26 protein-coding genes and 1 pseudogene are annotated in these 24,623 nt (G+C 71.2%); 14 read left to right on the forward strand and 13 right to left on the reverse strand.

The features are described from left to right. Nucleotides 1–10: 10 nt before the first annotated feature. Both A4R43_RS07270 and A4R43_RS07275 read right to left on the reverse strand, forming a co-directional pair. Complete coding sequence (locus tag A4R43_RS07270) at nt 11–1,399, reverse strand: glycoside hydrolase family 30 protein (protein ID WP_113691611.1); 1,389 nt, start codon at nt 1,397–1,399, stop codon at nt 11–13. Nucleotides 1,400–1,412: 13 nt separating this feature from the next. Continuing rightward, complete coding sequence (locus A4R43_RS07275; RefSeq protein WP_113691612.1) at nt 1,413–3,218, reverse strand: rhamnogalacturonan lyase; 1,806 nt, start codon at nt 3,216–3,218, stop codon at nt 1,413–1,415. Nucleotides 3,219–3,394: 176 nt separating this feature from the next. Between A4R43_RS07275 and A4R43_RS07280 the strand changes: the two genes are divergently transcribed. Then, a complete protein-coding gene (locus A4R43_RS07280; protein WP_113691613.1) occupies nt 3,395–3,745 on the forward strand; it encodes an arsenate reductase family protein in 351 nt (116 codons plus the stop codon). Here A4R43_RS07280 and A4R43_RS07285 read toward each other — a convergent pair whose 3' ends face one another. From A4R43_RS07285 to A4R43_RS07295, 3 genes are all read right to left on the reverse strand, one after another. Next, a complete protein-coding gene (locus A4R43_RS07285; protein WP_236808820.1) occupies nt 3,746–4,000 on the reverse strand; it encodes a hypothetical protein in 255 nt (84 codons plus the stop codon). It lies immediately after the preceding gene. A gap of 89 nt (nt 4,001–4,089) precedes the next feature. Next, nucleotides 4,090–5,334 carry a PucR family transcriptional regulator gene (locus A4R43_RS07290; protein WP_113691614.1) on the reverse strand — a complete coding sequence of 415 codons (1,245 nt, stop codon included), beginning with the start codon at nt 5,332–5,334 and terminating at the stop codon, nt 4,090–4,092. 25 nt (nt 5,335–5,359) lie between these two features. Then, entirely contained in the window at nt 5,360–5,578 is a 219-nt protein-coding gene (locus A4R43_RS07295; RefSeq protein ID WP_113697404.1) for a hypothetical protein, read from the reverse strand. 157 nt (nt 5,579–5,735) lie between these two features. On the opposite strand from A4R43_RS07295, the gene A4R43_RS07300 reads away from it, so the two are divergent. Further along, nucleotides 5,736–6,089, forward strand: coding sequence for a cupin domain-containing protein (locus tag A4R43_RS07300; protein ID WP_113691615.1), 354 nt, complete (start codon nt 5,736–5,738; stop codon nt 6,087–6,089). Between the two features lie 17 nt (nt 6,090–6,106). Here A4R43_RS07300 and A4R43_RS07305 read toward each other — a convergent pair. Next, nucleotides 6,107–6,806: pseudogene (locus A4R43_RS07305) on the reverse strand (S1 family peptidase). Nucleotides 6,807–7,006: 200 nt separating this feature from the next. Here A4R43_RS07305 and A4R43_RS07310 point away from each other — a divergent pair. Genes A4R43_RS07310 through A4R43_RS07320 form a run of 3 tightly spaced genes read left to right on the forward strand, consistent with a single transcriptional unit; the run spans nt 7,007 to nt 8,774 of the window. Next, entirely contained in the window at nt 7,007–7,573 is a 567-nt protein-coding gene (locus tag A4R43_RS07310) for a carboxymuconolactone decarboxylase family protein (RefSeq protein ID WP_113697405.1), read from the forward strand. A 2-nt stretch (nt 7,574–7,575) separates the two neighbouring features. Continuing rightward, entirely contained in the window at nt 7,576–8,343 is a 768-nt protein-coding gene (locus tag A4R43_RS07315) for a helix-turn-helix domain-containing protein (protein ID WP_113691616.1), read from the forward strand. Between the two features lie 17 nt (nt 8,344–8,360). Further along, entirely contained in the window at nt 8,361–8,774 is a 414-nt protein-coding gene (locus A4R43_RS07320) for an acyl-CoA thioesterase (RefSeq protein ID WP_113691617.1), read from the forward strand. 10 nt (nt 8,775–8,784) lie between these two features. Here the strand turns inward: A4R43_RS07320 and A4R43_RS07325 are convergent, their stop codons facing one another. After that, nucleotides 8,785–10,767 carry a hypothetical protein gene (locus A4R43_RS07325; RefSeq protein ID WP_418190810.1) on the reverse strand — a complete coding sequence of 661 codons (1,983 nt, stop codon included), beginning with the start codon at nt 10,765–10,767 and terminating at the stop codon, nt 8,785–8,787. A 395-nt stretch (nt 10,768–11,162) separates the two neighbouring features. Here A4R43_RS07325 and A4R43_RS07330 point away from each other — a divergent pair, with 395 nt between their 5' ends. From A4R43_RS07330 to ligA, 4 genes are read left to right on the forward strand one after another with little or no spacing between them, the layout of a single operon-like run. Further along, nucleotides 11,163–11,849 carry a DUF998 domain-containing protein gene (locus A4R43_RS07330; RefSeq protein ID WP_113691618.1) on the forward strand — a complete coding sequence of 229 codons (687 nt, stop codon included), beginning with the start codon at nt 11,163–11,165 and terminating at the stop codon, nt 11,847–11,849. Nucleotides 11,850–11,894: 45 nt separating this feature from the next. Further along, nucleotides 11,895–12,263, forward strand: coding sequence for a YciI family protein (locus A4R43_RS07335; protein ID WP_113691619.1), 369 nt, complete (start codon nt 11,895–11,897; stop codon nt 12,261–12,263). Further along, the gene (locus A4R43_RS07340; RefSeq protein WP_113691620.1) at nt 12,264–13,505 is read left to right on the forward strand and encodes an RNA polymerase sigma factor; all 1,242 of its coding nucleotides are present in this window, start codon (nt 12,264–12,266) and stop codon (nt 13,503–13,505) included. It begins immediately after the preceding gene. 41 nt (nt 13,506–13,546) lie between these two features. Then, complete coding sequence (gene ligA, locus A4R43_RS07345; RefSeq protein WP_113697406.1) at nt 13,547–15,532, forward strand: NAD-dependent DNA ligase LigA; 1,986 nt, start codon at nt 13,547–13,549, stop codon at nt 15,530–15,532. A gap of 7 nt (nt 15,533–15,539) precedes the next feature. Here the strand turns inward: ligA and A4R43_RS07350 are convergent, their stop codons facing one another. The 3 genes from A4R43_RS07350 to A4R43_RS07360 all read right to left on the reverse strand — a co-directional run bounded on the left by A4R43_RS07350 (nt 15,540) and on the right by A4R43_RS07360 (nt 17,662). Continuing rightward, nucleotides 15,540–15,920, reverse strand: a complete 381-nt coding sequence (locus tag A4R43_RS07350) for a hypothetical protein (RefSeq protein ID WP_113691621.1) — start codon at nt 15,918–15,920, stop codon at nt 15,540–15,542. Nucleotide 15,921: 1 nt separating this feature from the next. After that, complete coding sequence (locus tag A4R43_RS07355; RefSeq protein WP_113691622.1) at nt 15,922–17,007, reverse strand: hypothetical protein; 1,086 nt, start codon at nt 17,005–17,007, stop codon at nt 15,922–15,924. A 79-nt stretch (nt 17,008–17,086) separates the two neighbouring features. After that, nucleotides 17,087–17,662, reverse strand: a complete 576-nt coding sequence (locus A4R43_RS07360) for a DUF3558 family protein (protein WP_162788358.1) — start codon at nt 17,660–17,662, stop codon at nt 17,087–17,089. Nucleotides 17,663–17,769: 107 nt separating this feature from the next. Between A4R43_RS07360 and A4R43_RS07365 the strand changes: the two genes are divergently transcribed. After that, the gene (locus tag A4R43_RS07365; RefSeq protein ID WP_113691624.1) at nt 17,770–18,102 is read left to right on the forward strand and encodes a VOC family protein; all 333 of its coding nucleotides are present in this window, start codon (nt 17,770–17,772) and stop codon (nt 18,100–18,102) included. A 4-nt stretch (nt 18,103–18,106) separates the two neighbouring features. On the opposite strand, the gene A4R43_RS07370 is transcribed toward A4R43_RS07365, so the two are convergent. Both A4R43_RS07370 and A4R43_RS07375 read right to left on the reverse strand, forming a co-directional pair. Further along, nucleotides 18,107–18,709 (reverse strand): response regulator transcription factor, encoded by a 603-nt coding sequence (locus tag A4R43_RS07370; protein ID WP_113691625.1) that lies wholly within the window; start codon nt 18,707–18,709, stop codon nt 18,107–18,109. Further along, entirely contained in the window at nt 18,706–19,815 is a 1,110-nt protein-coding gene (locus A4R43_RS07375; protein ID WP_113691626.1) for a sensor histidine kinase, read from the reverse strand. The genes A4R43_RS07370 and A4R43_RS07375 overlap by 4 nt, the downstream gene beginning before the upstream one ends. 174 nt (nt 19,816–19,989) lie before the next feature. Here A4R43_RS07375 and A4R43_RS07380 point away from each other — a divergent pair, with 174 nt between their 5' ends. The 4 genes from A4R43_RS07380 to A4R43_RS07395 are packed head-to-tail and all read left to right on the forward strand — an operon-like array spanning nt 19,990 to nt 23,694. Beyond that, entirely contained in the window at nt 19,990–20,877 is an 888-nt protein-coding gene (locus A4R43_RS07380) for an ABC transporter ATP-binding protein (RefSeq protein WP_113691627.1), read from the forward strand. A gap of 14 nt (nt 20,878–20,891) precedes the next feature. After that, complete coding sequence (locus tag A4R43_RS07385; protein ID WP_113691628.1) at nt 20,892–21,611, forward strand: ABC transporter permease; 720 nt, start codon at nt 20,892–20,894, stop codon at nt 21,609–21,611. Further along, a complete protein-coding gene (locus A4R43_RS07390) occupies nt 21,608–23,044 on the forward strand; it encodes an alpha/beta hydrolase (protein WP_113691629.1) in 1,437 nt (478 codons plus the stop codon). Before A4R43_RS07385 ends, A4R43_RS07390 begins: the two co-directional genes overlap by 4 nt. A gap of 17 nt (nt 23,045–23,061) precedes the next feature. Beyond that, nucleotides 23,062–23,694: a GOLPH3/VPS74 family protein gene (locus A4R43_RS07395; protein WP_113691630.1), complete on the forward strand. Its 633-nt coding sequence runs from the start codon at nt 23,062–23,064 to the stop codon at nt 23,692–23,694. Nucleotides 23,695–23,697: 3 nt separating this feature from the next. On the opposite strand, the gene A4R43_RS42590 is transcribed toward A4R43_RS07395, so the two are convergent. Continuing rightward, a complete protein-coding gene (locus A4R43_RS42590) occupies nt 23,698–24,309 on the reverse strand; it encodes a hypothetical protein (RefSeq protein WP_162788238.1) in 612 nt (203 codons plus the stop codon). Between the last annotated feature and the right edge of the window lie 314 nt (nt 24,310–24,623).

Genomic DNA, 24,623 nt, shown 5'->3' on the forward strand with positions numbered 1-24,623 from the left:
GCGTGCCCGGCTAGCCGCCGGTGATGCGGTAGGTGACCAGTGAGCGCGCCGGTACCGTAGCGGTGAACCGCCCGCCGCTCACCCGGATCGGGGACAAGGCCGCCGTGTCGCGAGTGCTGTCCGTGACGTGGGGGACCGCCGTGCCGCGGGAGACGCCGGTGTTCGGCAGGGTGTACGACACCGTGGTGGGGCTCGTCGCCGAGTTGAGCGCGACGACCGCCAGTGAGCCGTCGGGATTGCGGAAGGCGGACAGCGCCAGGTTCCCGTCACCGGTGTCCGCGCCGATCCGCGTGGCGCCCGGCCGGATGAACCGGCTGTAGTTCGCCAGCGCCCACAACCGCTTCGACACGCGGTAACCATCACCGTCCAGCTGGATCAGGCCCCGCGTGGTCCCCACCGACGCCCCGTACCAGTACACGTAACCGGAGGTGTTCCCGGTGGTCAGCGCGGTGTGCACGGCCTTGGCGACGGTGAACCCGTCGTACCCGCTGCCGTCGTCCCAGTTCTCGTTCCAGGTCGTGCCGTCCGGCGACCACTCCGACATCCACGTCCGCCGCGAGGTCGGCAGCGGGCCGGTGACCTGGCTGGCGTAGGTGTGCCCGGTGTGCGTGGTGACCAGCTCGCGCGCCACCGGATCGGCCTCGATCGCGGCGGTGTAGTCGCGCTGGTGCGTCCAGCCGAACGAATTGCAGCACGCCACGGCGAGCCCGGCCGTCGCCGCGATCGGCCCGAGCACCTTGGTGAACTCGGTGGCCTGCGCCGGGGTGAACCGCATCGAGGAGTAGGTCGCGGTGTAGTCGGGCTCGTTGGTGAACCCCAGATCGGTGATCCGGATGCCCTCGCCCGCGTAGAACTCGGCGTACTTGACCAGGTAGTTCGCGTACGCCGTGCGCCAGTCGCCGCTCGCGCAGGACGTTCCGGCCAGCCCGCACAACGTGCCGCCGTTCGCCTCGTCGCCGTTGGTCTTCATGTAGCCCGGCGCGCTCCAGGCGTTGGCGTAGAAGCGGTTCACGCCGTACGCCTTGGCTTCGCGGGCCAGCCACACTTGGCCTTCGTTGTCACCGTCCCACACGTAACGCGGCTCCGCGCCCGGCCCGCCGGGGTCCTCCGGCTGGATCGACCCGGCCGGGGTCGACACGATGTGCAGCCGCAGGATGGACAGGGCCGCGCCGGCGCCGGACAGCAGGAGGTCGAGGACCTCCCGCTGCCGCGGCTCGGACAGTCCCTGGGACCCGCGCATGATCTCGGCCCGGCCGAACGCCTCGGAGAAGCCGAACCCGTCGATGGGCTGGTGCCGCCGCGCGCCGTCGATCGTCGCGGGCGAAGCCGCCTGGGCGGTGGCGGGCATCCCGCCGACCATGCAGAGCACGCACAGGGCGGCGACGACGAGCCGGTTCATGCCGGGTCCCTTCTCAGCCGATCGCGAAACTGGGGTGCGGCGGCTGGTTGTAGGCGGTGTTCTGCCAGGCGACGGCCACCCGGTACTGCCGGTCCTGCATCAGCGACGGGCGGCTGATGCCGGTGCCGTCGGTGGTCGAGTAGATCCGCAGCGCCCGGTTGTCGGTGGTGCGCCAGACGACCTCTTCCCGCCAGTCGCCGAGGATGTCGGCGGACAGCGCGGGCGTGGCCTTCGAGCCGTTGTTCGACGCGACCCCGGAACCGGTGAGCAGCCGGGTGTCCCCGCCGGTGCCGTACTTGTCGATGTGCGTGCCGTCGAGCAGTTCGCGTTGCGCGTCCCCGTCCCACCAGATCACGAAGTTGGTCGAGCCGGGCTTGCGCGCGGAGACCTGGTTTCCGTTGGTACCGCTGCGAAGTCCGGACACCGACGACGACCACGCCTCGGCGCCGGGATGGCCGGCCCAGACGTCCGCGGCCACCGCGCGGCCGTTGTCGCAGCCGCAGGCCGGCGCGCTCCAGATGATCTGCCCGGTGCGCGCGTCACCCATCCAGTGCGTGGGCTCGCTGGTCCACTCCGACGGCTTGAACACCTCCAGCCCGGCACGCGACGGGATGAAGTCGCCGACGTGGTAGGCGTCGCCGTGGTGGGTGTTGTTCTGCCACAGGCCGTGCCCGTTGTCGTCGATCGCCATCGAGCCGTACATGATCTCGTCGCGGCCGTCCGCGTCCACGTCGGCGACCGACAGTTGGTGGTTGCCCTTGCCGGTCCACGCCGCGCCGTTGGTGGAGGAGTTCGAATCGAAGGTCCACCGCCGCGTCAGCTGCCCGTTGCGGAAGTCCCACGCGGCGATCACCGACCGCGTGTAGTACCCGCGCGCCATGATGATGCTGGGCCGCGACCCGTCCACGTACGCGGTGCCCGCCAGGAAGCGGTCGGCCCGGTTGCCGTAGTTGTCACCCCACGAAGCCACGTTCCCGCGCGGCGGCACGTAGTCCGCGGTCGCCAGCACCGCGCCGTCCGTGCCGCGGAAGACCGACAGGAACTCGGGCCCGGCGAGGATGTACCCGCTGGAGTTGCGGTGGTCGGCACCGGCGTTGCCGATCACCTGGCCGGTGCCGGACCTGGTGCCGTCGGCGGTTTTCATCGCGACCTCGGCGCGGCCGTCGCCGTCGTAGTCGAACACCTGGAACTGCGTGTAGTGCGCGCCGGAGCGGATGTTGCGGCCGAGGTCGATCCGCCACAGCCGGGTGCCGTTGAGCTTGTACGCGTCGAGATAGGTGTGGCCGGTGTAACCCGCCTGCGAATTGTCCTTGGCGTTGCTGGGTTCCCACTTGAGCACCAGCTCGTACTGGCCGTCGCCGTCGAGGTCGCCGACGCTGGCGTCGTTGGCGTTGTAGGTGTAGTTCTCGCCGGACGGCGTGGTGCCGCCGGGCGGGATCTGGAGCGGCACGTCCATGCTGGAGGCCATCGGGAACGCCAGCGACTGCGCGCCCGCGGCCGCGCGGGACTCGACGCCGTTCACCACGGGGTGCACGGTGTAGGAGGCGGTGGCGGGTGCGTCCTGGTCGAGGAAGCTCGTCGCGCCGGTGACCTCGGTGAGGCGGGTGCCGTCGCGGTAGACGGCAAAGGCCGGGCTGTCCGGATCGCCGGTGAGCAGCCGCCAGCTGAGGAAGTTCCCGTCGGCGGTCCGCACGCTGATCAGGCCGCGGTCGAGCTGCTCGGTGGTGGCCCCGGCGGGCGGGGCGGCCTGCGTCACGGGCGTCGAGAGCAAAGCGCCGAGCAGCGCGATCGCCGCGGCGGCACGGGTGGTTCTTGCCATGGCTGAACTCCGAATCGCAAGGGGGCAGAGAATCGGGTTCGGCTCCGCCGCCGGAAACAGAGCCGGTGTTCTGGGAGCGCTCACAGACTACTGGGAAATGGGGAGCACCGGGCCCGCCGGCGTGTCAAATGTCCGGTTGTGGCCACCCGCGGCACACCCCGGTGGAGAATGACCGCATGGAGATCTGGCACAACCCGCGGTGCACGAAGTCACGGACGGCGAAGAAGGCACTGGACGAGGCGGGCACCGAGTACACCGAGCGCCGCTACCTGGACCAGCCGCCGACCGTGGCGGAGCTGACCGAGGTGCTCGGCAAGCTGGGCCGCGAGCCGTGGGAGATCACGCGGACCAAGGAGCCGGTCGCGAAGGAACTCGGCCTCGCCGGGCTGCCGAAGGACGCCGCGAACCGCGACCGCTGGATCCAGTTGCTGGCCGAGCACCCGGTGCTGATCGAACGCCCGATCCTGATCGACGGCACGACCGCCGTCGTCGGCCGCGACGAGGAGTCCCTGCGCCGCATCCGGTAGCTACGAAGCGCGCTCCAGTCGCAGCGAGCGGGTGGACAGCGCCAGGCACCGGTCGCAGGGCATGCCGCGCAGGCCGTCCAGCAGGTCCGCCTGGACCCGCTGGAGCACCTCGCCGCACAGCGCGCGCAGCTCGGCCGGGATGGCCTGGGCGGACGCGGGCACCAGGTGGCACACCCGTCTGGTCTCGCCGACGATGCCGCGCCGCAGGCGGACGATCATCATCGCGGGACCGGGCTCCGGTGCCATGCCTTCCATGGCGTCAGGCTAGGGCCAGGCGGGTGAAGAAGCTTCGTGCCAACGGACCAAGGAATTCCGCCCGCACTGGTCCGGCGTACCGAAAACGCCTAACGGCGGGCCACCACGGCGCTGCCCAGCCGGTGGCAGAGGTTCAGCGCCAGCTCCACGTCCAGCCGGTTGTCCGCCACCGGCCTGCCGAGCAGCTCCTGCGCCCGGCGCACCCGGTACTGCACCGAGTTCTTGTGCATGAGCAGGCGATCGGCCGCGGCGGTGTAGCTGCTGCCGACGGTGAGGAACACCCGCAGCGTCTCGCGCAGCCGCTCGTGCTGCTCGTCGTCGGTGGCCAGGTCGCCCAGGGTGTCCTCGATCCACATGCGGGTGGCGGTCAGGTCCGTGGCCATCAGCGCCATCGCGCCGACGTCACGGAAGGTCATCGCCCGGTCACAGCCGTCCCCGGCGGCGACGGCGAGCGCGTGCACGCGGGCGGCCTGCCGATGGGTGCGCCGGAACCCCTCGACACCGCGCCCCGGCTCACCGACCGCGACCCGCACCTGGGAGTCCTCCGCCAGCGCGGCTTCGATCTGCGCGTCGGAAGGCCCGGCGAGTTCGCCCACCGGCAGCCACACCCACGCGCACAGCTCGTCGTGCGGCACGAACAACGGGCGCGGCCCACCGGGCGGCACGAACCGGTGCGCCAGCGCTTCCAACCCGGCCAGCGCGTGCGGCGGGCGCGCGGTCTCGGCGTACCAGGCGACCAGCCCGACGTGGTTGCCGCGCACCCGGTAGCCGAGCGCGGCCTCGCTGGCGGCGAGATCGCCCGCCTCGCCCTCGAGCAGCGAGCGGACCCGCGCCGCGCGCACGGCGCTGCGGTTGAGCAGCCAGGTGTCGCGCTCCTCCTCGTAGGCGGCCACCACCTGCTGGGTCACCCGGTCGATGAACACCAGCGCGCCGGACAGCGCCTCGCGGGTCAGCGCGCCGAGCACGGCCGCGTCGTCGATCTGCCGCGTGCCCTCCTCGATGGCCAGGTCCAGCACCGCCATCTGGCCGAGGTAGTAGGCGCGGATCAGGTCGATCACCGAGGTGCCGCGCTGCGCCAGGCGCCGCGCGTACTCGATCGCCGCGGCGGGCGCCTCGACGCGGGCGGGGTCGATGCCGTGCTGGAAGATGCGCAACGCGGTGTCGATGTTCTGGTAGACGCTCGCCGAGAGCAGGCTGACCATGCCCTCGTCGTCGTGCACCAGGTGGGGCAGCTCCCGTTCGTACAGGCCGACCAGTTCGGCCGTCACCGCCGAGGCGCGGTCGTTCAGCGCTTTGGCGACCGCGGCGAGCCGGTCCGAGCGGGGATCCTCCACGTGATCACTGTAGGGCGTGACACCGTCATTCCCGCTGTAACCTGCCGTTTCCCGCCCGGCGGCGGCGCACCACGCCGATCCACAGCAGCACCGAAACCACCGTGCTCGGTGCCACCAGCAGGTAGACCGGCCAGGCGCGGATCCCCGAAACCCACAGCATCAACGCGACGCCCAGGGAAATCAGCGTCCAGAGCACCGCCAGCGAGGTGCCGCTCCGCCTGCTCCGCAACACCCAGTTCCGCACCGTTTCCCTGCTGCCCAGCACATCGGGGAGATACCCCGTCGCGGCCGGTTCCACACCAGGAAGAAGCGCAATTCCGGATCGGTGCGCCGGTCGATGCGGGGCATGCTCGTTCGACGGAGTAGTGAACCGCCGGAAAACAGACAGGCAGGAGCCAGCCGTGCACCACGTGATCCGGGAACTCCACCCGCCCCAAGGCCCGCGCAACGCCCAGTTCATCGGCGCGCCCTACGGCGCCGACATCTCCTTCTTCCTGGTCGACGCCGAACCGGGCCAGGGCCCGAAGCCGCACCGGCACCCGTACCCGGAGACGTGGATCGTGCGCTCCGGGCGGGGCACCTTCTACGCCGAGGGTGACGTGACCGAGGCCGGGCCCGGTGACGTTGTCGTGGTCGGCGCGAACACCCCGCACACCTTCCGCAACAACGGCACCGAGCGCCTGGAACTGGTCTGCATCCACGCCGCCGGTGAGATGAGCACCGAATGGCTGGACAGCACCGACCCGATCCCCTGACCGGCCGGTGCCCCGGGTCAGACGCCCGCGGTCTGGCTGATCCAGGAGCGGCTGCTGGCCACGCTGGCGTAGTTGTTCGTGCCGGTCGGGTTGCTGCCGCCCTGGTTCTGCACGGTCGAAGCCACCCCGACCTGGCGACCGCCGGAGAGCTGCGGGCCGCCGGAGTCGCCCTTCCAGGCGGCACCGTCGATCCCGCGGCTCTGGATCGCCGGTCCGCCGTACGCGTCGGTCGACTTCCCGGTCACCCGCACGTTGGCGGTCTTGAGCACCGGGGAGGCCGGGCCGGTCGGCGTGGTGCGGCCCCAGCCGTAGATCTGGTTGGTCGAGCCGACGGCCGGATCGGCGTTGCCGAGGGTGATGTAGGTGGTGCTGAACGAGCGCGTCAGGTGCAGCAGCGCCACGTCCCCGACCGGCGAGACCCGCTGCTGGTCCACGCTGATCTGCGTGCCGCCACCGAGGTTGTTGCTGCCCACGCGCACGCTCATCGAGCTGCCGAGGCAGTGCTCGGCGGTGAGCACCCCACTGCGGCGCGATGATCGTGCCGGAGCAGTTGAAGTTGCCGCCCACGTAGACCTGCGCGCCCCACGGCACGCTGGGCGCGGTGCCGCCGCCGACGATGTCGGGCTGCGCACCGCCCGCGGTGGCCGTTCCGCCGGCGAGCAGGGTCATGGCGAGGGTGGCGGCCGCGGCGGCGCCAAGGGTACGGACTCGGCTCACGGTCGAGGTCCTTTCTCCGAACCGGGGAAACCGCCGGGAATCCGGCGGGTACGGCGAAAAGTAAGCGCCTGCTCAGCGCGCCGGGTACCGACGAAGGTCGGGTGGCGGCGCGGATGCCTACGGACGGCGGGGGTTTCGCTACGCAGTTAATTCCGTGGCCGCCCGACGGTGCATTTACTCAGTAGGGTGGGATGGCGGTCATGACCCGGTTGCCGCACCTCGAACCAGGCGAACTCGACGACAGGCAACGCGAGCTGTACGACGCCATCACCGGCGGCCCGCGCGCGGGCGGTCCGGTCCCGCTGACCGACGACTACGGACGGCTCGCCGGGCCGTTCAACGCGATGCTGGTCGCGCCCGCGGTGGGCACCGCGCTGCAACGGCTCGGCGCCGCCATCCGGTACGAGACTTCACTGAGCGCGCGTGTGCGCGAGCTGGCGATTCTCGCCGTCGCCGCGCATTGGGACTCCGGCTTCGAGCGGTACGCCCACGAGCCGGTCGCGCTGGCGGCGGGCGTCACGGCGGAGCAGCTGGCGGCCGTCCGGTCCGGCGAACTGCCGGACGGCCTGGACCACACCGAGCTGGCCGCGCTGCGATTCGTCCGCGCGCTGCTCGATGACGGCGATGCCGACGATTCGACCTACGCCGCGGCCGTCACGGCGGTCGGTGAGCGGACGGTCGTCGAGTTGACCACGCTGGTCGGTTACTACGCGACACTCGCCCTGCAACTGCGGGTCTTCCGGGTGCCCACTCCCGAGGGCGACTAGCCATGGGAGTGCCACTGTGTTCTTCGGCCGCCGTGCGCGGGCGGCTGTCCGTGTACCGGGAGTTCGCGCCGCGGCCGGAGCTGGCCGGGGTGGTCCGGTGCACCTGGGAAGGCGTGCCCGGCTGGTCGCGGATGCTGCGGGTGCTGCCGGACGGCTGCGTGGACCTCGCGTGGAATGGGGAACGGCTGTTCGTCACCACCGGTTTCGGGCCGCTGCGGGTTCCGCTGGCGGCGGACGGCCGGTCAGTCGGGCTCCGGCTGCGCTGCGGGGTCGCGGGTGGATTGCTCGGTGCCGCGCCGGTGACCGATTTGGTCCCGGCCGGGGCGCTCGAAGCGGCGGTGAGTCCCGCCGAGCAGCGTGTGGTGCTGGAACGGTTCGTCGCGCGACGGCTGCGTGACGGGTTCCGGCCGGATCCCGCGCTCCCGGCAGTGGTGCGGGAGTTGGCGATCCCAGGCGCCAGGGTCGATCTCGCGGCCGACCGGCTCGGCCTGAGCGAGCGCACCCTGCGACGGCGCCTGCGGGCCGCCACCGGGTGCGGCCCGAAGGAAGTGCAGCGGACACTGCGGTTTTCCGGTTTCGTGCGCCGGATCGGTGAGCTGGCGACCGGCCGGGCGTCGCTGTCCACAGTGGCCGCGGAGCTGGGCTACGCCGACCAGTCGCACCTCGGCCACGAGTGCGCCCGCCTGTCCGGCTCGTCACCGGCGCGGCTGGTGGCCGGTTACGCACGTCACGCCGGAGTGGCCGGAATCCACCAGACGACGTTGTCCTGACCGGCCAGAGTCGGCGCATGGAGCCGATAACGCTGTCCGTCCGCCTCGACGACCTCGACACCAACGGCCACGTCCGCGGACCGGCGTACCTGGTCTACGCCGACCACGCCCGCTGGGTGACCGCCGAGGCGGCCGGCGTCGACCCGGCCGCGCTGCACGCGGCGGGCGTGGGGCCGGTGAACCTCGAAACCACCATCCGGCACCTCGCCGAACTGCGCGCGGGCGACCGCGCCACGGTCACCTCGGCGTACACGTGGACCGGCGGCAAGACCTCGCGCATCGTCCAGCAACTGCACCGGCAGGACGGCGAGCGGGTGGCCGAGGTGAGCAGCGTGTGCGGGCTGCTCGACCTCACCGAGCGGCGGCTGGTGCCCGACCCGGCCGCGCACTGGCGCCGCCACGCCACCCGCCCCGGCCTGCTGGGCCTGTGAGCACGCAGGCTCAGGGCCGGTTGATCACGAACTGCGAACCCGGTTCGACCACGATGTCGCCCTCGGCCGAGCCGGTGATGGTCACGTCCGTCAGCGTGGCGCTGCCGCGCGCACCGCCCATGGCGAGCACGCCCGCGCCGTTGTTGGACTTGGTGATGGTCACGTCGCTGATCGCGACGTCCGGCACCGCGCCACCGCCGTTCTTGAACTGGATGCCGTCGTAGGTGGAGTCGTGGATCTCGGTGCCGGATATGGTCACGCCGGGGATGTCGCGGCTCGCCGCGAACAGCGTGATGGCCCCGAATTCCTGTTGCTCACCCCAGAACGCGCCGCCGGTGCGGTGCAGGGCGTTGCCGGTGATGGTGGTGGTGCCGGAGAAGGGCAGCGGGTCGTGGTCGGTGGCCAGCATGATGCCCGGGTAGTTCATGGTGTCCTCGACCAGGTTCTGCTCGATCCGGTTGCCGTGACCGCCGTAGACCGCGATTCCGTTGGCGCGCCAGGGAAGCTGGATGGTGTTGTTGGCGAACACGTTGTCGTGCGCGATGTCCACCGCCGGGTCCTTGACGTACTGGCTGGCCCACACCGCGAGCGAATCGTCGCCGGTGGTGCGGAACGAGGACTCGCGCACCTGTGAGTTCCGGGTGCCGTTGGTGAAGTTGATGCCGTCCGCGTAGGTGTTGCGGATGCGCATGCCGCTGAACTCCAGGCCGTCGGCCGGACCCCAGCGCGCGGGGATGTTGCTGTAGTCGCGGCCGACCCAGACGCCGACGTTGGCGTGCTCGATCCAGACGTTCGAGATCCTGGTGCCGGTGCCGAAGCGGCCGTTGAGGCCGACCCCGCCTTCGTCGCCGCCGTCACCGCCGCGGATGCGGCCGGAACCGAAGATCGCGATGTCGGAGATCTGCGTGTTGCGGTCGATGTCGAAGCCGAAGTTGCCTTCGTGCGGGTGGTTGATGCCGCCCGCGTCCTGCGGCTCGATCAGCGAGTACAGCTGGGAGTGCCACATGCCCGCGCCGCGGACGGTCACGTCCGAGATGCCGACCTGGTTGTACGGCCCGTTGTTGTCCGGGTCGTCGGTGAGGATCTTGGCTTCCTGCCGCCACTGGCCCGGCGGGATCCACACGCAGTCGATGACGCCGTTCTGGTCGTCGGTCACCGCTTTCTGGATGGCCGCGGCGTCGTCGACGCCGTCGCCGGGCACGGCGCCGTAGTCGGTGATCGACGTGCACTCGGCGGGTTTTCCGGACGGTGGGGCGACCTGTTCGAGGTCGAGCAGGTCGATGATGTGGAAGGCCGCGTTGTCGTCGGCGTCGCGCTGCAGCTTGAACTTCGTGCCCGGGGGATAGGACTTCGGCAGCAGCAGGTGGCTTTCGTCGAACAGCCGGCGGGCGTCGGCCTGCGGGGTGTTGGTCAGGCCCTCGGGATCGTCGGTGTTGCCGTAGAGCCAGCTGTGCTTGGAGGACAGCGTCACCTTCTGGCTGAAGGCGCCGTCGATGTACAGGCTGAGGGTGTGGTCCTGGCCGCCACCGCCCGGCGCGTCCGGCACGGAGTTGCGGACCACCAGCGAGTTGGCCTGGTTGGCCGAGGTGAACTCGACGAACTGGCCCTGGGCGTCGAGCCGGACCGACTTGCGGCCCGACGACTCGGTCGCGAAGTTCGTGTGCCCGAAGGTGCGTTTCGGGTCGGTTCCAGGAGCTGGCCCTGGAAGTCGGCGTTTTCGGCTTCGTAGGTGGTGTAGGTGAGGGTCGCGCCGCGGGGCGTGGCCGGTTGCTCGGTGGTCGTCGGGGCGGCTGGTTGCGCGGTGGCCGCTGGGGCGGCGATGGCGGTGGTGAGCAGGGTGGCCGCCAGGAGGCGGACGGTCGGTGCGCGTCGCATGGGCGCCTCGTTTTCCGTGGGGACGGGTAGTGATCCAGTTCACAGGTGGGTGAATAGCATGCAATACCGGCAGCAGATCACGCAAGAAGTTGACAGGATCACGCAAAACTCGCACCATGACTGAGTCGAGGGGAGCCGATGTCACGAATGTGGCTTTCGAGACGTTTGGCGTCTCGAAAGCCACATTCGTGACATCTCCGCCGCCCCAGGCAACCCCCTGCACCCACCGGCGCGCGGGGACGACCTCATTGGCCGGGCTGCGGGAGTGGCTGGTCGGCAACGGCGATGACTCGCGTGCCGCCGAAGTGCGCGACTGGCTGGACACCCCGCCAGCGCCAGTACCTCGAGGACTACCGGGGCGTGTTCGGCTTCGCCTACCTTGTCCTAGCGCGCTGACCTGCGGTTTCCCGGAATTCAAAAAAGTTCGGGCGGAGGTGCAAAATCCGGCGGCGGTGTTCGTGGAGGTGGTGAGGTGCCGGACAGGCCGGCCACCGCCCACGAAGGAGTCCCGCCATGACCACCATCGCGACCCGCGCCGGAACCGCCTCCGCCCCGGCGGAGCTGACCGCCGACCGGATCACCAAGTCGCTCCTCGGCTACGGCGTGCTGGCCGGTCCGGTCTACGTCACCGCCTCGCTCGTGCAGGGCGCGCTGCGCGACGGCTTCGACCTGTCCCGGCACGCCTGGAGCCAGCTCGCGGTCGGCGACGGCGGCTGGGTGCAGGTGGTGAACCTGGTGGCCACCGGCCTGATGGTGCTGGCCTTCGCGGTCGGCCTGCGGCGGGCGCTGGCCACCGGGCCCGGCGCGCGGTGGGCGCCGGCGCTGATCGGCGTGTTCGGGCTGAGCATGGTCGTCGCCGGGATCTTCCCGGTCGACGCCGGCGGCGGCTTCCCGGCCGGTGCGGTGGCACCCGAGGTGATGAGCACCAGCGCGCTGATCCACTTCGCCGCGGGCGGTGTCGGTTTCCCGTGCCTGGCGGCCGGGCTGCTGGTGCTGGCTCGGCGTCTCGCGCGGGAGGGCTTCGCACGTCACGCCCTGGCCGCCCGGGTGATCGCGCCGCTGTTCCTCGCTTCGTTCGCCGCGATGGCCTCCGGGGCGGCGGGCGTCGGCGTGTTCGCCGCCGCGGTGGTGGCTGTCTTCGCGCTCATCGCCGCGCTGGCCGTGCACCGCTACCGTCAGATGCCCAACACCTGCGGCTGACCCCGATCCTCCATCATGGACAGACAACCAGAGAAGGAAGAACCCATGCGCTACCTCGTGGTACTCGAAGCCAGCCAGCCCGACACCCCGCCGCCGGACGAACTGATGGCAGGCATCATGCGGCTGGGTGCGGAAGCCACCCAGTCCGGCGCGATGATCGACAACGCGGGCCTGGCGCCCAGTGCCGACGGTGCGAAGGTCACCCTCGACGGCGGCGAGGTGACGATCACCGACGGCCCGTTCGCCGAATCGAAGGAAATGATCAGCTACGCCATCTACGACACCCGCACCAAGGAGGAGGCGGTGGAGTGGGCGCGGCGCTTCCTCGCGCTGCACGCCGAGCACTGGCCCGGCTGGACGGGCGAGGCGCGCGTGCTGCGGGTGTTCGGTCCCGAAGACATGCCAGGGGCCTGAGTGACCGCGGCACACCCGGGGCCCGGGCGGGACACCGTCGAGGCGATCTGGCGGATCGAATCCGCCCGGCTCGTCGCGGCGCTCGCCCGGTTCACCGGCGATGTCGGCCTCGCTGAGGACCTCGCGCAGGACGCGCTGGTCGCGGCGCTCGAGCAGTGGCCGGTGTCCGGGGTGCCGCCGAAGCCGGGAGGCTGGCTGATGACCACCGCCAAGAACCGCGCGATCGACCTGTTCCGCCGCGACGGCACCCACCGGCGGGCGGTGGCAGCCTTGGGGCGCACCACCTCCGAGGTGACCGAGCCGGAGATCGACCCGGTCGGCGACGACGAGTTGCGCTTGCTCTTCGCCGCCTGCCACCCGGAACTCAAGCGCGAGTACCGCGTCGCGCTGACGTTGCGCTGCCTGGCCGGGCTGAGCACCCGCGAGATCGCCGGTGCCTTCCTGGTGCCCGATCCGGTGGTCGGGCAGCGCATCTCAAGGGCGAAGAAGACGTTGCGGGACAAGGGGATTCAGCTGGAGCTGCCAGGGGAGGACGAGCTGCGCACCCGGCTGGCGTCGGTGCTCGAGGTCATCTACCTGATCTTCAACGAGGGGTACCGCGCCACGTCGGGCGCGGACTGGATGCGGCCGGAGCTGGCCAACGACGCGCTCCGCCTCGCCCGGCGCACGGCGGCGCTGATGCCGGACGTGGCCGAGGCGCAAGGCTTGCAGGCACTGCTGGAACTGACGCAGGCCCGCGCGCCCGCCCGGCACGATCGCCAGGGTGCGCCGGTGTTGTTGCCGGACCAGGACCGTTCGCGGTGGGATCGCCTGCTGATCCGGCGTGGCCTGGACGCGCTGAACCGGGCCTACCGGCTCGGTGCGGCCGGGCCGTACGTGCTGCAGGCGGCCATCGCCGGCTGCCACGCCACGGCCGCGACCGCCGTCGAGACCGACTGGGCGCGGATCGCCGGACTGTACGACGTACTCGAACGGGTCCAGCCGAATCCGGTCGTCACCCTCAACCGGGCCATGGCACACGGCCACGCGGACGGACCGCTCGCGGGCCTGGCCGTCCTCGCCACCCTGAGCGACGGCGCGCTGGAGGACTACGCCCACCGGCACGCCGTCGAAGGCGAGCTGCTCGCGATGGCCGGCCGCCACGAGGAGGCGCGCGCCGCCTACACCCGAGCCGCCACCCACACCGGCAACGAAGCCGAACGCCACCTCTTCACCCAGCGAGCCGCGCGGACACCGCCGTAGCCTGCACGGGATTGTCGGTGGGCGCGGGTAAGTTGCTGGTCGTGGACGCACGGGAGCGCATAGAGGAACTCGCCGATCGGATCGTCGTGCTGCGCGACGCCTACTACCGGGGATCGCCGGAAGTGGCCGACGCGGAGTACGACGCGATCGAGGACGAGCTGCGCGGGCTGATCGAGGCGCACCCCGAGCTGGCGCCCGACCCCAACCCGCTGGACCAGGTCGGCGCGCCCGCGGTGCTGCACGCGCCGATCCGGCACTCCCGCCCGATGCTGTCGCTGGAGAAGGCGACCCAGCCCGAGCAGGTCGCCGCCTTCTTCGCCCGTTTCCCCGGCCAGCCGGTGGTGGTGATGCCGAAGCTGGACGGGCTGTCACTGGCCGTCGTCTACGAGAACGGGCGGCTGGCCAGGGCGGTCACCCGGGGTGACGGCACCACCGGTGACGACGTGACCATGCTGGTCCGGGCGCTGACCGACGGCATCCCGGACCGCGTCGACGCGCCCGGCCGGGTGGAGGTGCGTGGGGAGGCGGTCATGCTGCGCTCCACCTTCGCCGCCTACAACGCCGCGCATCCCGACAAGCCGCTGATCAACCCGCGCAACGCGGCCGCGGGCACGCTGCGTGCCAAGGATCCGGCCACCGTGGCCGGGCGGAACCTGCGCTTCTTCGCGTTCGACCTGTACTCCGAAATCGCGGAGACCGACCTCGGCAGCGCGCTGCAGACGCTCGGGTTCACCGCCGCCGAGATGCGCCGCTGCGCGAACGCCGACGAAGCGCAGGAGGTGATCGCCGAGATCGAGCGGCAGCGCGACGAGCTGGACTACGACCTCGACGGCGCCGTGCTGCGCCTGGCCGACCGGGACGCGTACGCCGCCGCCGGGACGCGGTCGGCTTCACCGCGTGGGGCACTGGCGTACAAGTTCGCCGCCGAGGAACGCACCACCGTGCTGTCCGATGTGGTCTGGGACGTCGGCAAGACCGGCAAGATCGCCCCGGTGGCCTGGCTGGAGCCGGTTTTTGTGGGCGGGACCACGGTCAGCCGCGCGACGCTGGCCAACCAGGAGGTCATCCGCGCCCGCGGCATCAAGATCGGTGACACCGTGCTGGTGCGCCGCGCGGGTGACGTGATCCCGTTCGTGGCCGGGGTGCTCGACGCGGCCAAGCGCACCGGCGCGGAGCGCGAGATCGTGCCGCCCGCCGAGTGCCCGTCCTGCGGGCAGCCGCTGACCGAGCAGGGCAACAGCCGGGAACTGTTCTGCACCAACGTGTCCTGCCCGGCGCAGACGGTGCGGCGGCTGATCCACTGGGCTTCGCGCGCGGCGGCGGACATCGACGCCATCGGCGGCGTGTGGATCGAACGGCTGGCCGAAGCGGGCATTCTCGAGCACCCGTCGGACTTCTACCGGCTGACCAAGGAACGGCTGCTGGAGTTCGAGCGCATCGGCGAGGTGTCGGCCACCCGCATGATCGAGTCGATCGACGCGAGCAGGCAGGTCGGCCTGCGCCGTGCGCTGATCGGGCTGGCGATCCCGATGGCGTCGGAAGGCACCGCCGCGCGGCTGTGCCGTGCGGGCTTCGGCTCGCTGGAGGAGGTCGCCGACGCCGGCGTGGACGGGCTGGTGGCGGTGGAGGACATCGGGCCGAAGGTCGCCGCGTCGCTGATCGAGCACCTCACGCGGCTGCGGCCGGAGCTGGCGCGGCTGCGCGAGCGGGGAGTGTCGCTGGACGTGCGAGAGGAGGACCTGCCGCCGGTGGTGGCGGCCGGTGCGCCGCTGGCCGGGAAGACCGTGGTGATCACCGGCGCGATCAGCGATCCGCGGTCGGGGGAGAAGGTCGCCCGCCCGACCTTCCAGCGCTTGTGCGAGAAGGCGGGCGCGGCCATCGCGTCCTCGGTCTCGGCGAGCACGGACCTGCTGATCACCGGGGCCGACGTCGGGGCCAGCAAGCTCACCAAGGCCGAGAAGCACGGTGTCGAAGTCGTCGACCAGGGTGAGATCTGGCGGCAGCTGATCGAGGCGGGCGTCGTGTAACCGGTAGTCACTCGCTGGCGTTCGAGAGCCAGGTCCAGTCGCCCTCGGACCAGTCCTCCTGGGGCGGCGGCTGGTTGCTGTGCCGCGCCTGCTCCTCCTCCGCGCGCTGGATCTCGCGGAACGCGCGCTGGTTGTCCTCCGCGTCGTGCCGTGCCTCGGTGAGCCACGGTTCGTCCACACTGGACGGCATCCGGTCGAGGGTGTGCAGCAGTTCGCCGAGCGCTTCCTCGATCTGCGCCCGGTCCGCGGCCGAGGCCAGGCGGTACAGGCCGGCCATGGTGAGCGGGCCGTCGGCCAGCACGGCGGCGACGGCGTCCTGCCCGGCGCCGCCCGGTTCGTTCTCGCCGGGCTCGGGCGTGCGGTCGTCCGGGTCGGTGTTCTCGTCCATGTCAGGCTCGCCTCGGTGGCTGCACCGAGCCGGGGGCGATCGGCGTTTTGGTGTAGAAGTCGTCGAGCAGGTTGCCCGCCACCTGCAGCAGCTTCGCGACCGTGTTGACCACGAGGAGCTTCTTCGCCGCGACCGCCGCCGCCTTCGAAACGGTCCGCCAGAGAATGAAGTGGGGTTTCCGTTTCTCGGCCAGGCCGAGCGTCACGTCTTCGAGCAGGTCCTCGAGCACGTCCTGATAACCGGAGATCGCCCCCGCGGCGCGCGCGGCGTCGCGGTACAACGCGGCGGCCGCCTTCTCGTAGCGGCCGCCGACGAAGTCGATCCCGTGGGCGACGTCGCTGCGAATCCAGCGCAGCACCACCAGCAGGTAGTCGGCGGCCAGTTCGGCGGTGTCACCGGTCCAGCCGTGCTTGAGCTGCTTGCCGATCTGCTCGAACTGGTTGCTCAGCTCGAAGTACGCCCGGCCGAGCTGGCTGTAGCCGTTCCCGACCTTCGAGATGGGGCCGTACTCACCCATCGCGGCCTTCGCCCATTCGTTGTTCTCCGGGTCCTCGCCGGGCGTGACGACCAGCAGGAACTTGAAGTAGATCAGCATGAAGTCGGCGACGTCGGACGGGATGTCGGTGACCGTCGCGACGAGATCGATCACCTGGTTCGGCAGCAGGCTCGGCTCGACGAGTTCGACCGGGTCCGTCAGGCCTTTCGACGGCTCGTCGAAGTCCAGGTTCTCGCGCTTCGGATAGTCACCGGGGTCGCTGGGCTGGCGCGCCGGCGACTCGCCGAGGTCGTCCCAGAACCGGTTGATCTTGAGCACGTTCTCGGCTTCGCCCCGCTGGTAGGCCTCGGCGGTGTCGTGCAGGTTCTGCGCCAGCACGGTCAGCTGCCGGTCGATCTCGAACACGAGGTCGCCGACGTAGGAGACCACCATCGGGCGGCACGACAGCGCCTTCTCGGCGGCCGACCCCTCGGCGGGCAGCGGCAGCGACGCCACGGTGGCCGCATAGGCGTTCATCTTGATCTGGTCGCGGCCGAGGCGGCTGATCGCCTCGGTGGCATCCCGCAGGATGGCGAGATCGTACGAGACCATCGAGTCCCCCTCCCGGCATTCGGTCAGGCGAGCGTACCCGGGCGATCTCCCTCGTGTCGGGAAAAGGCGCGAGCCGGGATCAGGCGAGATTGCCCAGGATCTTCGTGGCCAGTTGCTTGATGATGTCGCAGCCGAGCATGCCGAGCTGCTGGCCCTGCGGATGAATGGCGACCTGGAACGACGACTGCCCCTCGGTGACGGCCACGTACATCATGCAGCGGTCACGGCTGGTGTCGACGCCCAGCATGGTGCGGTGCCCGTCGAGTTCACCGGGTTCCAGGTCCGCCACGCGCGGATCGGCGGTCATGTCGAAGCCCGGGTGCGGGCCGAACAGCAGCGTCCCTCGCGCGCTGTGCCACTGGCACTGCCGGAAGCCGGTTTCCTGCTCACCGCCTTCGCGCGACTGCCCTTCGATGACGAACAGGTCGGCCATCTCCTGCTCGTCGAGGGCCTGGCACGGGTGTTCCGCGAGCGCTTCCAGCGTCACCGGACGCGGTACCGCGCTGGTCGTCGTGGAGGTGACCGGTGCCGGGGACACCGAAGAAGCCGGGGCAACCGAGGCAGCCGGGGGCGGTGGGGCATCGTCGGTGCCGCAGCCCGCGCCGAGCACGAGGAACGCGGTCAGGGCGAGGGCTTGCCGGGCTTTCGGGATCACCCGGACATGCTGCCATTCCCGGCCCGGGAGCGGTCCCGCCGATGAGTTTCCGGTGCGCCGCCGGTCCACCTCGGTGAGAGCCCGGCGAACAAGGGAGGACGAGCACGATGGCGATCACACGCATGCTGGCCCAGGCCACGGTCACCGACCTCGAACAGGCCGTTTCCTGGTACACGAGGCTGTTCGGGCGCGAGCCGGACGCGCGGCCGATGGACGGCCTCGTCGAATGGCACCTCGCCGCGACCTTCGGCGTTCAGGTGTGGGCCGAACCGGACCGGGCGGGCCGCGGCACCATCGTCCTGGACGAAGCCGATCTCGGCACCCGCGCCGCCGAGCTGGACCGGGCGGGCATCGAGCACGACGGGCCGGAGCAGGCGACGTCGTCGCGGATCCTGCGCCTGGCCGATCCCGACGGCAACCGGATCGTGTTCACCGGCTGAACCACTAAAGCCAGTCGTGCTCGCGGGCGTAGCGGGCGGCCTCGTGCCGGGTGCGGGTCTGCGTTTTCTGCATCGCGTTCGAGAGGTAGTTGCGGACGGTGCCCGGCGCGAGGTGCAACTGCGCGGCGATGTCGGCGACCGAGTACCCCTCGCCGGTCACCCGGAGCACGTCGAGTTCGCGTTCGGTCAGCGGGCAGTCGTCGACCACGGCGAGCGCGGACACGTCCGGGTCGATCCACCGCTTGCCCTCGTGCAGCGTCCTGATCACCGAGGTGATGTGCGCCGGTTCCGCGGACTTGCTGACGAAGCCCTGCACACCGAGCTTCAGCGCCTTGCGCAGCACCCCGGGCTTGGCGTGCCGGGTCAGCATCAGGATCACCTGCTCGGGCCGCGCCCGGCGGATTTCGGCGACCGCGCCGAGCCCGTCCACGCCCGGCATTTCCAGGTCGATGACCAGCACGTCGGGCTGGTGCCGCAGGGTGGCGTCGATCGCCGTCGCGCCGTCCTCCGCTTCGGCGAGCACGGTGATCTCCCCTTCGAGCGGGAGCAGCGCGGCCAGCGCCTTGCGGAGCAGGGCTTCGTCGTCGGCGAGCACCACGGTGGTCATCGGTTCTCCTCCGGGAACGCCGCGGCCGTCCGGAAACTGCCGTCCCGCTGCTCCACGGTCAGCTCGCCACCGCTGGCCGCCAGCCGCTCGCGGAGCGTGGACAGCCCGCTGAGCACGGGCAGCGGGCCGGCGGGCGCGCCGTCGTTGACGATGGTGATGCCCGCCCGCGACAGGGTGATCCGCACCTGCCGCGCTTGCGCGTGCCGCAGGATGTTGGTGGTGGTCTCACGCAGGACCTGGCCGAGCAGCTCGCCCGCGCCCGCTTCGACCTCGGTTTCGCGGTGGACGCGCACGCGGATGCCCGCCGCCTCGAACAGGTTCTTCGCGTTCTCCAGCTCCGCGGACAGGTTGAGCCGACGTTGCGCGTAGGCGAGGTCCTTGGTCTGGCTGATGGTGTCGGCGACCAGCGCGTGGATTTCGCGCAGTTCCTCCTCCGCCCGGCCGGGGTCGGTGCGCACCAGCCGCTGGGCCAGCGTGGTCTTGAGCTTCACCACGTGCAGGGTGTGGCCCTGGATGTCGTGCAGGTCGCTGGCGAACCGGATCCGCTCACGTGCCACCGCCAGCTCTCCTTCCCGGTCCCGCGCCTCCTCCAGATCCCGGACGACGTCGTAGAACCGCTTGTTGGGGAACATCAGCCCGGTCACCACCGCGGTCACCCCGGCGGGCACGAGCACAAACGGCACGAGCACACCGAGCAGGTCGTCATACGGCCACAGCAGCCTGCCCGCGCCGATCACGGTGACCAGGGAGACCAGCACGACCGCCGCCACGGCCCGGTACCGCGGCAGCCGCGGGACCACGAGCGGGCCGACGAAACCGATGCTGTAGAACGCGGTGCTGGTGCCCGCGACCAGCGAGCCGTAACACCACACCGCCACGGCGACGACCAGGCAGGGGACGGCGACCGCGGTGAGCTTGCCCTTCGTCCACGCCACGAAGGCGACCAGCGCGGCGAGCAGGCCGAGGCCGAGCACGGCGGCGTCGGTCCAGCTCCGTGCATCGAAGGCCACCGTCGCCGCGCCGCCCGCGGCGACCACCGGCAGCAGCATGGTGAGGTTGAGGCGGCGCAGGCGCCGGTCGGCGTCCTCGTCGCGCCCGTCCTTCATCCGCTACCCGTTCTCTCCCGCTCGCCTGCTCCGCTGTCCCAGGAGTCCATTGTGGCCGTTCCACGGCCGGGTACCAGTGACACCGTGTCACACGTTCACCCCAAAGAACGTCATGGTGCATCGGTGACGTGACCGCACTGGCTGGGCGCGCTCCCGGCTGTTGTGCTTACCGCCATGTCCACACCAGTCATCGAGGTAGAGGGCCTGAACCTCAAATACGGCGAATTCCACGCTGTGAAGGACCTTTCCTTCCAGGTGCGGCGCGGGGAGTTCTACGCGCTGCTCGGCACGAACGGGGCGGGGAAAACCTCGACCCTGGAAACCATCGAAGGCCACCGCAGCGCCACCTCGGGCACCGTCCGGGTGTTCGGGCAGAGCCCGCGTGACCGCCGTGCGGTGCGGCCGCGAATGGGCATCATGCTGCAGGAGAGCGGGTTCTCGCCGGACCTGACCGTGCGCGAGTCGGTCAGCCTGATCGGCAAGCTCACCGAGCGCACCGACACCGTCGACCGCGTGCTCGGCGTGGTCGACCTCGGGCACAAGGGCCGCACCAAGGTTTCCCAGCTTTCCGGCGGGGAGAAGCGGCGCCTGGACTTCGCCACCGCCGTCTACGGCACGCCCGAGCTGATCTTCCTGGACGAGCCGACCACCGGACTGGACATCCAGTCCCGCGACGACCTGTGGGACGCGGTGGACCGGCTGCGCGACGAGGGCTCGACCATCGTGCTCACCACGCACTACCTGGAAGAGGCCCAGCAGCGCGCCGATCGGATCGGCCTGATGCACCGCGGCACCTTCCACCGGGAGGGGACTGTCTCGGAGCTGACGCGGACCCTGCCCGGCGCCATCCGCTTCACCCTCCCGGCCACCGCGCCCGCGCTGCCGCTGCGGGCCACGCGTGACGCCGACGGGAAGTTCGCCATCGAGACCTTCGGCCTGCAGAAGGACCTGCACACGTTGCTCGGCTGGGCGCAGGACCACGCGGTGGAGCTGGGTGATCTCGAGGCCGGGCCGACGCGGCTCGACGACGTGTTCCGCGCCATCGGCGCCAACGACCAGTAAAGGACTCCGACCCCATGTTGCCGATCGCCCTGAGCGAGCTGATCCAGATCTTCCGCAACCGCCTGGTGCTGGTCACCAGCTTCGTCATGCCGGTCGCGGTGAGCGCGTTCTTCATCTACCAGCACGAGGTGTTCGCCCAGCTGGCCAGCCTCGGTTACATCGCGGCGATCGTGATGTTCACCGTGTGCGGGTTCGGGCTCTACGCCACCTCGGTGACCACGCTGGCGTCGCGGCGCCAGAACCTGTTCCTCAAGCGACTGCGCTCCACCGCCGCGAGCGACGCGGGCATCCTCACCGGCCTGCTGCTCCCGGTCACCGTCATCGCACTGGTGCAGGTGGTCGCGATCCTGACCGTGCTGGCCGTGGTCACCACCACGCCCGACAACATCCCGCTGCTGGTCGCCGGCGTGGTCGCGACCTTGGTGATGATGCTCGGGCTGGGCCTGGCCACCGCCGGGCTGACCAACTCGCCGGAACACGCGCAGGTGACCACGCTGCCGATCAGCCTCGGCACCATCGCGGTGGCCAGCTGGGTCGGCATCAGCGGGACCGAGGACCTCACGCTGCTCAAGCGGCTGCTGCCCGGCGGTGCCGCCACCGAACTGGCGGTCAACGCCTGGAACGGCGGCGTGGCGGTGACCGATTCGCTGCTCCTGCTGGCCCCGACGCTGGCGTGGGTGGTCGTGGCGGTCGCGCTCGCGTCGCGCATGTTCCGCTGGGAGCCGCGCCGATGAAGCTGCTGCGGATTTCCCTGGTGCCCGTGGTGGTCGCGGCGTCGCTGGTCGCGGCGCTGCCCGCGGCGACGGCGGAACCGCCGGGCTGGGGCGAGTGCCCGGCGGACGTCACCGGAGCCGGTCTCGAATGCGCGACGCTCGAGGTGCCGCTGGACTACCGGAATCCCGATGGCGAAACGATCGAGATCGCGGTTTCGCGGCTGGCCAGCACCAATCCGGAGAAGCGCCGGGGTGTGCTGCTGACCAACACCGGCGGTCCCGGCGGGGAGGGCCTGGCGTTCCCGGCCATCCTGCGGGACAACCTGAAGCTGCCGCAGGAAGTGCTGGACAGCTACGACATCATCGGGATGGACCCGCGCGGCGTCGGCCACAGCACGCCGGTGACCTGCGACCTGCAGCCGACGCAGTGGATCACCAACATTCCGCTCTACGCAAGGAATCCGGCCGACGTCACCGCGCAGGCCGAGCAGGCGAAGGTGGTGGCGGCGCAGTGCGGTGCGTCGGCGACGGCGCCGCTGCTGCCGCACATCACCACCGCCAACACCGCCCGCGACCTGGACCGGGTCCGCGAGGCGCTCGGTGAGTCCACAGTGTCCTATTTCGGCATCTCGTACGGCACCTATCTCGGTTCGGTGTACACCACGCTGTTCCCGGAGCGCAGCGACCGGATCCTCATCGACAGCGCCACCGGCCCGGGCGGCTGGGACGCCTCGTTCACGCGGATGTTCGGTGAAGGCTTCGAGGACCGGTTCCCGGACTTCGCGGAGTACGCCGCCGCGCACCCGGAACACGGGCTCGGCAGCACACCCGGCCAGGTGACGGCCAAGTACTTCGAGATCGCCGCGCGGCTGGACGCGAAACCGACGCCGGAAGGCATCAACGGCCAGGTGTTCCGGCAGCTCACCTTCGCCAAGTTCTACTACGACCACGAATTCCCGTCGCTGGCGCGGGCCTGGCACGCGCTCGACACCGGGAAACCGTTGCCACAGCCGGAAGCCGCCGCGGCACCGGCCGGGGACAACTACCTCGCCAGCCAGCTGCACGTGATCTGCAACGACTCCGACTGGCCGGAGCGGATCGGGCACTACCAGCGCAACGTCGCGGTCGACCGGTTCCGGCACCCGATGTTCGGCGCTGCCGCGGCCAACGTGACGCCGTGCGCTTTCTGGCCTTCGGAGCCGGTCGAGCCGCCGGTGGAGATCACCGGTGACGGTCCGCCGAACGTGCTCATCCTGCAGAACCTGCGTGATCCGGCGACCCCGCTGGCCGGCGCCCAGAAGTTGCGGCGCGCCTTCGGTGACCGCGCGCGGATGGTCACCGCCGACCAGGGCGGGCACCTGGGCTACCTGTACCTGGACAACCGCTGCCTCAACGACGCCGGCACGAACTTCCTGCTCACCGGGCAGCGCCCGCCGCGTGACCTGGCGTGCTGAGCACCGAAAGGGAACCCATGGACGACACCACGCTCATCGCCGAGGACCTGCTCCTGCTGCTGCTCGACGACAAGTCGGGCACGCCCGCCGGGGCGGGCACCCTGCACTACACCCTCGGCGGCGCGCTGCTTGTCGAACTCGCCCTGCTCGGCCGGGTCGAGACCGGCGGTGACCGCCCGAAGCTGAACGGCCCCCAGGTGCTCGCCATCGGGGACGGGCCGCTGCCGGATCCGATGCCGCGGCGGGCCTACGACAAGATCGCCGAGCGGCCGCGGAACGTGCAGTCGCTGCTGCTCGCGATCGGCGGTGGGCTCTGGAAGCCGCTGACCGACCGGCTGGTGGAGCGCGGCCTGCTCCGGCGGGAGAGCAAGCGGCTGCTGGGGGTGTTCAACCGGACCACACTGCCCATCGGCGACGGGCGGCACGAGGAGGAACTGCGGCGGAAGGTGTGCGCCGTGCTGGAGGACGGCGCCGCCGCCGACCCGCGCACGGCGGCGGTGATCGCGCTGCTTTCGGCGAGCGGCACGTTGCCGTCGCTGCACCCGCGGCCGAGGTGGTCGGGGGAGGTGTACCAGCGCGCCAAGCAGTTCGAAGAGGGCGACTGGGGTGCGTCGGCGGTGCACACGGTGGTGGTCACCACCGTGACCTAGTGCCTAGCCGAAGGGGACGCCGGTGACCCGGTAGCCGCCGTGCTCGATGGGCAGGAACGGGATGGCGCTGTTGCACTTGAGGGTGTCCTGCGCGAACCCGCCGGTGCTCCAGCTCCACCCGATGGCGTCCTGGCCGTGCCTGCCGTCGCGCACGCTGATGCCGACGCGCCGCCCCACGAGGTCGGTACCCGGCGGCGCGGCCGGGAAGTCCCCCCGCTCGATGACGCCGGTCACCACCCCGAGCCCGTCGGCGGCCAGCACGCAGTCGATCCGGCCCTCGAAGTCGGCGAACGGCTCGCCTTCGGTGGTGAGATGGTTGACGTGGAAGCGCCCGGACGGCACCCCGTCCGGGGACAGCCGCCCGTCCACGGTGAAGCGCACCGGGTCACCGGGCCGCCCGTGCTCACCCGGCAGTCGCGCACCCCCGCTGCCCACCACCCTGGTCCCCGGCGGCCCAGCCGCCGCCACCCCCGGCGCCGCCCCCGCCGGGCTTGCCGCGCCCACGGCTTCCGCCGTGGCCGCGGCGCTCGGCGCCACCCCAGCCGCCTCGGCGGCGCTGACCGTGCTCCCGGCACCCGCTGCGCTCCCGGACCCCGGCGCCGCCGCTGTGCCCACCGCGCTTCCGGCCGCCGCTGTGCCCAGCGCGCTCCCGGCCCCCGCCGCGTTACCGGCGCCCGGCGCCGCCCCCGCGGCGCTCGCCGCGTTACCGGCGCTCGGCGCCATCCCCGCGGCTCCGGCCGCCCCCGGTGCCGCCCCCGCGGCGCTCACTGTGCCCACCGCGCTTGCTGCCACGAGTGCCCCGGTCAGCCAGATCCTTGTTCCCTTGCGCACGTTCGTTTCCTCCCGGTCGCTTGCCTGTGCGCCCCAGCTTCGCGGCGTGGCCGCGCCGGATCTTCCCCCTCGGGATGGAGGCGGCTCCACCCTCGGCG

The organism is Amycolatopsis albispora (assembly GCF_003312875.1).
GTDB lineage: Bacteria > Actinomycetota > Actinomycetes > Mycobacteriales > Pseudonocardiaceae > Amycolatopsis > Amycolatopsis albispora.

Bases quoted from the DNA above. Each gene is read 5' to 3' on its own strand.
- A4R43_RS07270 (WP_113691611.1), bottom strand. From the start codon at position 1,399: ATGAACCGGCTCGTCGTCGCCGCCCTGTGCGTGCTCTGCATGGTCGGC.
- A4R43_RS07275 (WP_113691612.1), bottom strand. From the start codon at position 3,218: ATGGCAAGAACCACCCGTGCCGCCGCGGCGATCGCGCTGCTCGGCGCT.
- A4R43_RS07280 (WP_113691613.1), top strand. From the start codon at position 3,395: ATGGAGATCTGGCACAACCCGCGGTGCACGAAGTCACGGACGGCGAAG.
- A4R43_RS07285 (WP_236808820.1), bottom strand. From the start codon at position 4,000: ATGGAAGGCATGGCACCGGAGCCCGGTCCCGCGATGATGATCGTCCGC.
- A4R43_RS07310 (WP_113697405.1), top strand. From the start codon at position 7,007: ATGACCCGGTTGCCGCACCTCGAACCAGGCGAACTCGACGACAGGCAA.
- A4R43_RS07315 (WP_113691616.1), top strand. From the start codon at position 7,576: ATGGGAGTGCCACTGTGTTCTTCGGCCGCCGTGCGCGGGCGGCTGTCC.
- A4R43_RS07320 (WP_113691617.1), top strand. From the start codon at position 8,361: ATGGAGCCGATAACGCTGTCCGTCCGCCTCGACGACCTCGACACCAAC.
- A4R43_RS07325 (WP_418190810.1), bottom strand. From the start codon at position 10,767: ATGGTGCGAGTTTTGCGTGATCCTGTCAACTTCTTGCGTGATCTGCTG.
- A4R43_RS07330 (WP_113691618.1), top strand. From the start codon at position 11,163: ATGACCACCATCGCGACCCGCGCCGGAACCGCCTCCGCCCCGGCGGAG.
- A4R43_RS07335 (WP_113691619.1), top strand. From the start codon at position 11,895: ATGCGCTACCTCGTGGTACTCGAAGCCAGCCAGCCCGACACCCCGCCG.
- A4R43_RS07350 (WP_113691621.1), bottom strand. From the start codon at position 15,920: ATGGACGAGAACACCGACCCGGACGACCGCACGCCCGAGCCCGGCGAG.
- A4R43_RS07355 (WP_113691622.1), bottom strand. From the start codon at position 17,007: ATGGTCTCGTACGATCTCGCCATCCTGCGGGATGCCACCGAGGCGATC.
- A4R43_RS07365 (WP_113691624.1), top strand. From the start codon at position 17,770: ATGGCGATCACACGCATGCTGGCCCAGGCCACGGTCACCGACCTCGAA.
- A4R43_RS07370 (WP_113691625.1), bottom strand. From the start codon at position 18,709: ATGACCACCGTGGTGCTCGCCGACGACGAAGCCCTGCTCCGCAAGGCG.
- A4R43_RS07375 (WP_113691626.1), bottom strand. From the start codon at position 19,815: ATGAAGGACGGGCGCGACGAGGACGCCGACCGGCGCCTGCGCCGCCTC.
- A4R43_RS07380 (WP_113691627.1), top strand. From the start codon at position 19,990: ATGTCCACACCAGTCATCGAGGTAGAGGGCCTGAACCTCAAATACGGC.
- A4R43_RS07385 (WP_113691628.1), top strand. From the start codon at position 20,892: ATGTTGCCGATCGCCCTGAGCGAGCTGATCCAGATCTTCCGCAACCGC.
- A4R43_RS07390 (WP_113691629.1), top strand. From the start codon at position 21,608: ATGAAGCTGCTGCGGATTTCCCTGGTGCCCGTGGTGGTCGCGGCGTCG.
- A4R43_RS07395 (WP_113691630.1), top strand. From the start codon at position 23,062: ATGGACGACACCACGCTCATCGCCGAGGACCTGCTCCTGCTGCTGCTC.